The following is a 5,612-nucleotide window of genomic DNA, read 5'->3' on the forward strand; positions in this document are numbered from 1 at the left end:
CAGCGCCAGCGCTTCCTCGACCGACGCCCCGTCGCGCAGCTCATATGGGCCGTACGGATACGCGCTCAGATGCACGTTCGATATCGCCACAACCCGAGCGTCATCCACCAGCGCGTACACGAACACGTCCGGCTGCTCGCTGCGAATCAGCGGATACCGGCTGATGATCTGCTGATGACGTCCGCTGCTCGGATAGTGATACCAGCCGAGCTCATCGGCGATGCGGCCAAGATTCGCATTGGACTCCTGAAGCCCGACGATGTCCGCGTCCGCGGCTCGGATCGCCCCGGCGACCTGGTCGAAATCGACCTGCTCGCCGCCCACCCAGATGTTGAATGTCATCACACGCAACGCGACTGCCTCGTCCACCGCCGGCTGGGCGGCAGCGAGCCCTCCGCTTGCGAGAGCCATCATCGCGGCAAGCAACAGTATCGCGATTCGGTACACAGCCCTCACCATGGGCGGCCTCCCCAACTGGTCGACAGGCGCACAAGGCTTCTAAGCGGGCCTCGCTCGCCACTCAGCCCGATTAACGTCGACGTGGATGACATGCCGGAGATCGGCGCGTGACGGGCTACTTTCCACAGCACATACTTCTGTGAAACGAAGCGTCTTTAAGAACGACTCCCACGTCGACCGCTCAAAGCGGCAGGAAAGAAGATGGAGATCAATGACTCATGGATCGCGGCTACAGCCATTGCCAACGGCTGGGCGGTCCTCACGCAAGACGACGGGTTCCCCGATGACATTCCCAACCTGACGATCATCCGAGTCTGAATGCTCCTTCAGGCCACCGCCCACCGATCATCTTTACTCGGACGGAGAATCGTCGGCGGTACGCCGAGCGGAAGCGTCCCGTGCCCTCGCGCCGAGCGCGCGCAAATGCTCGATCAGCTCGGGTGGTTGCTCGACGCTGAATTCGCAGCCGAGCACGATCATGCGCCCGGCCAGCCACTCCATTGAGTCGTCCCGGAAGCTGTCCAGCCGGCAGGTCCGCTCGTCCAGAGGTTGCACGTCACCCGGTGTGTCACCAAGGCGACCGGCGACGTCGTGGACGGGAGCCTGAAAGGTCGCGACCACATGGAGGGTCGGGGTGCCCCAATCGGACCGCTTGCCTGCGACGTAGTCGGCCGCGTCTTCTGCGGGGAGCTCATGTGGCGTGTTGCGGACGCCGATCGCTTCTGGCCGGCTGATCCGGTCCACCCGGAAGGTGCGCCAGTCCTCCCGATCGTCGTCGTGGCCGACGAGGTACCAGCGCCGCCGGTTCGCCACGAGGCCGATCGGTTCGACGAGCCGTCTGCTCTCGGTGGAGTCGTTGGCCTCGTAACCGAAGCGGACCTTCTCCCGGTTGGCCACCGCGGCTGCGAGCGCCGTCAGAACCTCGGGATCGACCGTCGGGCCGTCGCCCAGCACGGGCATCGTGGCGGCGTTGATTGTCGTCACGCGGTAACGCAGCCGGGACGGGAGCACCTGCTCGAGCTTGGCCAACGCGCGTGCCGACGCCTCGCCCAGGCCTTCCACCGCGAGGCCGGCGGCGGTACGGATCCCGACCGCCATGGCGACCGCCTCATCGTCGTCAAGCAGTAGTGGCGGCATAGCGGCACCTGCCACGAGCCGGTAGCCACCCACAGCGCCCATGGACGCCTCGACCGGGTAGCCGAGCTCCCGTAGCCGTTCGATGTCCCGGCGGACGGTACGCGGACTGACCTCGAGCCGCTGCGCAAGCTCGCTACCCGGCCACTCGCGAGGGGTCTGGAGCAAGGACAGCAGCTTCAGCAGCCTGGCCGGTGTGTCGGTCATGAGATCCAGAATGCCATCCAACTAGGACAAGAACTGACCTACACGGAATCTAGCGTGGTCAACGCACGCCGGGAGTTCCCCGTCGTCATCGAACGTCGGTAGAACCACACACGAGAGAGGCAACCATGAACACCGAGATCCGTGACTTCCGCATCGACATCCCGCAGGCTGACCTGGACGACCTGAACGAACGCCTGGCCAGGACACGCTGGGTGGACCAGCTGCCTGGCGACAGGTGGAGCAGAGGCGTGCCCACCGGTTACCTCCGCGAGTGAGCCGAACACTGGCGGACGGGCTACGACTGGCGCGCTCACGAGGCGGAGCTCAACCAGTTCCCGCAGTACATCACCGAGATCGACGGGCACGACGTGCACTTCCTACACGTGCGCTCCCCCGAGCCCGACGCGCTGCCGCTCATCCTCACGCACGGCTGGCCGAACTCGTTCGTCGAGTTCACCAAGACCATCGGACCGCTGACCGACCCCCGGTCTCATGGCGCCGACCCTGCCCAGGCGTTTCACGTCGTGGTGCCGTCGGTTCCAGGGTTCGCCTTCTCCGAGGCTCCGCGCGTGGGCTGCAGCGTCGAGCGCGTCGCGCGGATGTGGGCCGAGCTGATGAGCCGGCTCGGATACGACAGCTACGGGACGCAGGGCGGTGATCTCGGCGCCTACGTCGCGCCGGCCATTGCCGAAGCCGACCCCGAGCACGTCGTGGGCGTCCACATCGACGGCGGGATCGGCTTCCCGACCGAGGCCGACGTTCCAGGCATGACCGACGACGAGCGCGCCGAGTACGAGATGATGCAGCAGTGGATGACCGGCGGCGTCGATCATCACACATTGCTCCGCGCCGCACCACAGACCTTCGCCCACGCCTGGCACGACTCCCCTGTCGCTCTGCTCGCCTGGATGCTGCAGAAGTTCCGGGAGTTCACGCCGATGGCGGACGTGCCGGAGGACGTCATGAACCGAGACCACGTCCTCACGAATGTGAGCCTCTACTGGTTCACCGGTACATCCGGCTCGTCGTCGTGGCCGATGTACGAAGGGCTCGGCGACGACGGGTTCGCCTGGCCGACGGGGCAGAAGGCCGTGCCGACCGGCGTGTACGGCGGTGGTTCAGCGCTGATGCGACGGCTCGCGGAACGCAACAACACGATCCTGCACTGGCCTGAGGCCAACCCAGGCAACCACTTCGTCGCCATGGAAGTCCCTGACGTCCACGCAGCGGACATCCGCACGTTCTTCGGCAAGGCCCTGCGCCGACGGCCGTAGAAGTCACACGGCAAGGGCGACCAGATCAAAGCCTCGCCGGTCACCGAGTCCACCGCAACCCCCGCCATCAGCGACGGACTGACCATTGGGTCCGCTTGAAATCCACACATATCAGGGACCGGTGTTCCCTCAGCCGAGAGTCGCAACAGGGCGGGCCATCTCGCGCGGCATACTGGACGCCGTGACGATGCGACAGCCGCGGTTGGAGATCGAGTACTGCACGCAATGCCGGTGGCTGCTCCGCGCCGCCTGGACGGCGCAGGAGATGCTGACCACATTTCAGACTGAGCTGGGCGAGGTCGCCCTGGTGCCCGGGACCGGTGGAGTGTTCGACGTACGCCTCGACGAAGAGACCATCTGGTCACGTAAAGCCCAAGGCGGCCATCCCGACCTTGCCGAGCTCAAGCGCCTCGTCCGCGACCGGATCGCCCCTGACCGTGACCTCGGGCACTCCGACCGCCGCTCACATTCCTGACCGTTCGCCGTTTCAGGGCTGCGCCGACCGCCGCTCAGCCCGGGACATCGCGGCCGGTGGCGTAGTAGTAGCACGCAATGACGACGGTCTTCGCGATCTCGAGCACTGCTTCGTCGCGCGGCCCGTAGAGCCCTAGGGCCGTCCGGGCGTCTCTAGTAGCGTTGATTCATGGTTGCCCTGAGACCACTGGCCCCTGGCGACCCGTCACGGATCGGCAACTATCAGCTCTCCGAGGTGCTAGGACGAGGCGGCCAAGGATCGGTCTACCTCGGCGAGACCCCTGCGGGGCGGCCGGTGGCGGTGAAGATTCTCAATGATCAGATGGTGACCGAGCCCGCCGCGCGACGGCGGTTCCTGCGCGAGTCCGAGATCGCCCGCCGCGTGGCGGTCTTCTGCACAGCGCAAGTCCTCGATGTCGGTTTCGAAGCGAACCGCCCGTACCTGGTCAGCGAATACATCCAGGGACCTTCTTTGCAGCAGCTCGTGACCGACGAAGGCCCGCGGGCCGGCAGCAGTTTGGACCGACTCGCCGTCAGCACGCTCACCGCGTTGTCCGCGATCCACCGCGCTGGCATCCTGCATCGCGATCTCAAACCCAGCAACGTCATCATGGGCCGAGAGGGACCCGTCGTCATAGACTTCGGCATCGCCCGCTCCCTCGAGCACGCGACGACGGGATCGGCTCTAGTCGGTACTCCCGCCTATATGGCGCCTGAGCTCATCGGCCGCGAACCTGCCGGGCCCGGCTCCGACGTGTTCTCCTGGGCCTCAACTATGGTCTTCGCGTCCACCGGGCATACCGCCTTCGGTGGCGGCCCTGTGCCGGCAATCCTGCACGCGGTACTGAACGCCGAGCCGGACATGTCCGGTGCACCTGACCGTCTGCGGCGACTTCTCAGCCGCGCTCTGGCGAAGCGTCCCGACGACCGCCCCACCATCGACGAGCTGCTAGCCGAGCTCACCGGTCACGAAACCGACACGCACCGGGTTCCCGGACCGGCGCCGGCCCGGCACGGCCAGGCGACTACAGCTTTCCTTCCGCCACCGCAGCCCACCGCCTCGCCGCTCTCCACCCCGCCCTCGGTGCCCTTCGGTCAGCCCGTGGGCGAGATCTTCACAGGTCATACCGCCGCCATCACCTCGCTGGCAATCGACGACCTGGAGGGCCGGTCCGTCGTCGTCTCGGCCGACGCCGACGGCACGCTGCGGCGATGGGATCTGTTCACCGGCCAACAGCTCGGCGAGCCGATGCGTGGCCATGAGCGTGCCCGTGGCCACATCACGTCGGTCGTGGTGACGCAGAGCGACCGCCGATCGCTGATCGTCTCCGGCGACCGGAGCGAGCGGGTTCGGCTGTGGGATCTCACCTCAGGCGACTGTCTCGAGGAATGGGACCAGAAAGGAAACGTGCTGGCCGTCGGCCAGTGGGATGGCCGCCCGGTCCTCATCGGAGGCCGCGGCGCCGTCGTCGAGATTTTCGACCTACCCACGGGCAGACTGGCCTGCAGGCCACTGACCATCCCGTTCTATCGCCACGATCCCGGCGCCCGCCCCGTCGTCAGCCAACTGGCCGCGACGAGAGTTGACGGCCGAACGGTCATCGTGGCCGGATGTTACGCGGACCATCGGCTCAACCGCGCGGTCTGGACATTCGACGTGGCTACCGGCGAGGCCCTGCACCTCCCGTTGAACCGCCAGGAAGGTTCCATCGACCTCATGGCGACGGCGCAGCACGATGGTCAGCCGATCGTCGTCTCCTACGGCCGCACACGGTGGATGCGGGCGTGGGCGATGCGGGCGTGGAGCCTTTCCACCGGCGAGGCATTCGGCAAGGTCGAACAGGCCAGGAGCGTCCGCCGTACGATTGCGTCGCTGGCGACCGTACGCCTGGCCGGCCGTCCCACCGTCGTCCATGCCGCCCACGACGGGACGGTTCGGGTACTGGACGTGCTGACGGGCCAGCACATCGGGCAACCAATACGCGACCACGAACGTCCTGCCGGCCATGTCACCTCGATGACCGCGACGCACATAGCGGGCGATCCAGTCGTCGTCGTCGGCCG

General features: G+C 66.6%; 4 protein-coding genes and 1 pseudogene. 3 read left to right on the forward strand and 2 right to left on the reverse strand.

Annotated features, from left to right (window positions below):
• Both ELR45_RS28745 and ELR45_RS28750 read right to left on the reverse strand, forming a co-directional pair.
• A partial coding sequence (locus ELR45_RS28745; protein WP_205857464.1) for an endonuclease/exonuclease/phosphatase family protein occupies positions 1–459 on the reverse strand: 459 nt, incomplete at its 3' end.
• A 351-nt stretch (positions 460–810) separates the two neighbouring features.
• Positions 811–1,800, reverse strand: coding sequence for a helix-turn-helix transcriptional regulator (locus ELR45_RS28750; RefSeq protein WP_129669364.1), 990 nt, complete (start codon positions 1,798–1,800; stop codon positions 811–813).
• A 125-nt stretch (positions 1,801–1,925) separates the two neighbouring features.
• Between ELR45_RS28750 and ELR45_RS28755 the strand changes: the two are divergent.
• The 3 genes and pseudogenes from ELR45_RS28755 to ELR45_RS28765 all read left to right on the forward strand — a co-directional run.
• A pseudogene (locus tag ELR45_RS28755) lies at positions 1,926–3,074 on the forward strand (epoxide hydrolase family protein).
• Between the two features lie 187 nt (positions 3,075–3,261).
• On the forward strand, positions 3,262–3,549 hold the full coding sequence (locus ELR45_RS28760) for an Rdx family protein (RefSeq protein WP_129669392.1): 288 nt from the start codon (positions 3,262–3,264) through the stop codon (positions 3,547–3,549).
• Between the two features lie 168 nt (positions 3,550–3,717).
• Positions 3,718–5,612, forward strand: a 1,895-nt coding sequence (locus ELR45_RS28765) for a WD40 repeat domain-containing serine/threonine protein kinase (protein WP_205857467.1), incomplete at its 3' end; no start/stop codon positions are given.

Origin of the sequence: Phytoactinopolyspora endophytica (genome assembly GCF_004138495.1) — a bacterium.
Lineage (GTDB): Bacteria > Actinomycetota > Actinomycetes > Jiangellales > Jiangellaceae > Phytoactinopolyspora > Phytoactinopolyspora endophytica.

Coding starts and splice junctions, on each gene's coding strand:
- ELR45_RS28760 (WP_129669392.1), top strand. CDS start 3,262: ATGCGACAGCCGCGGTTGGAGATCGAGTACTGCACGCAATGCCGGTGG.
- ELR45_RS28750 (WP_129669364.1), bottom strand. CDS start 1,800: ATGACCGACACACCGGCCAGGCTGCTGAAGCTGCTGTCCTTGCTCCAG.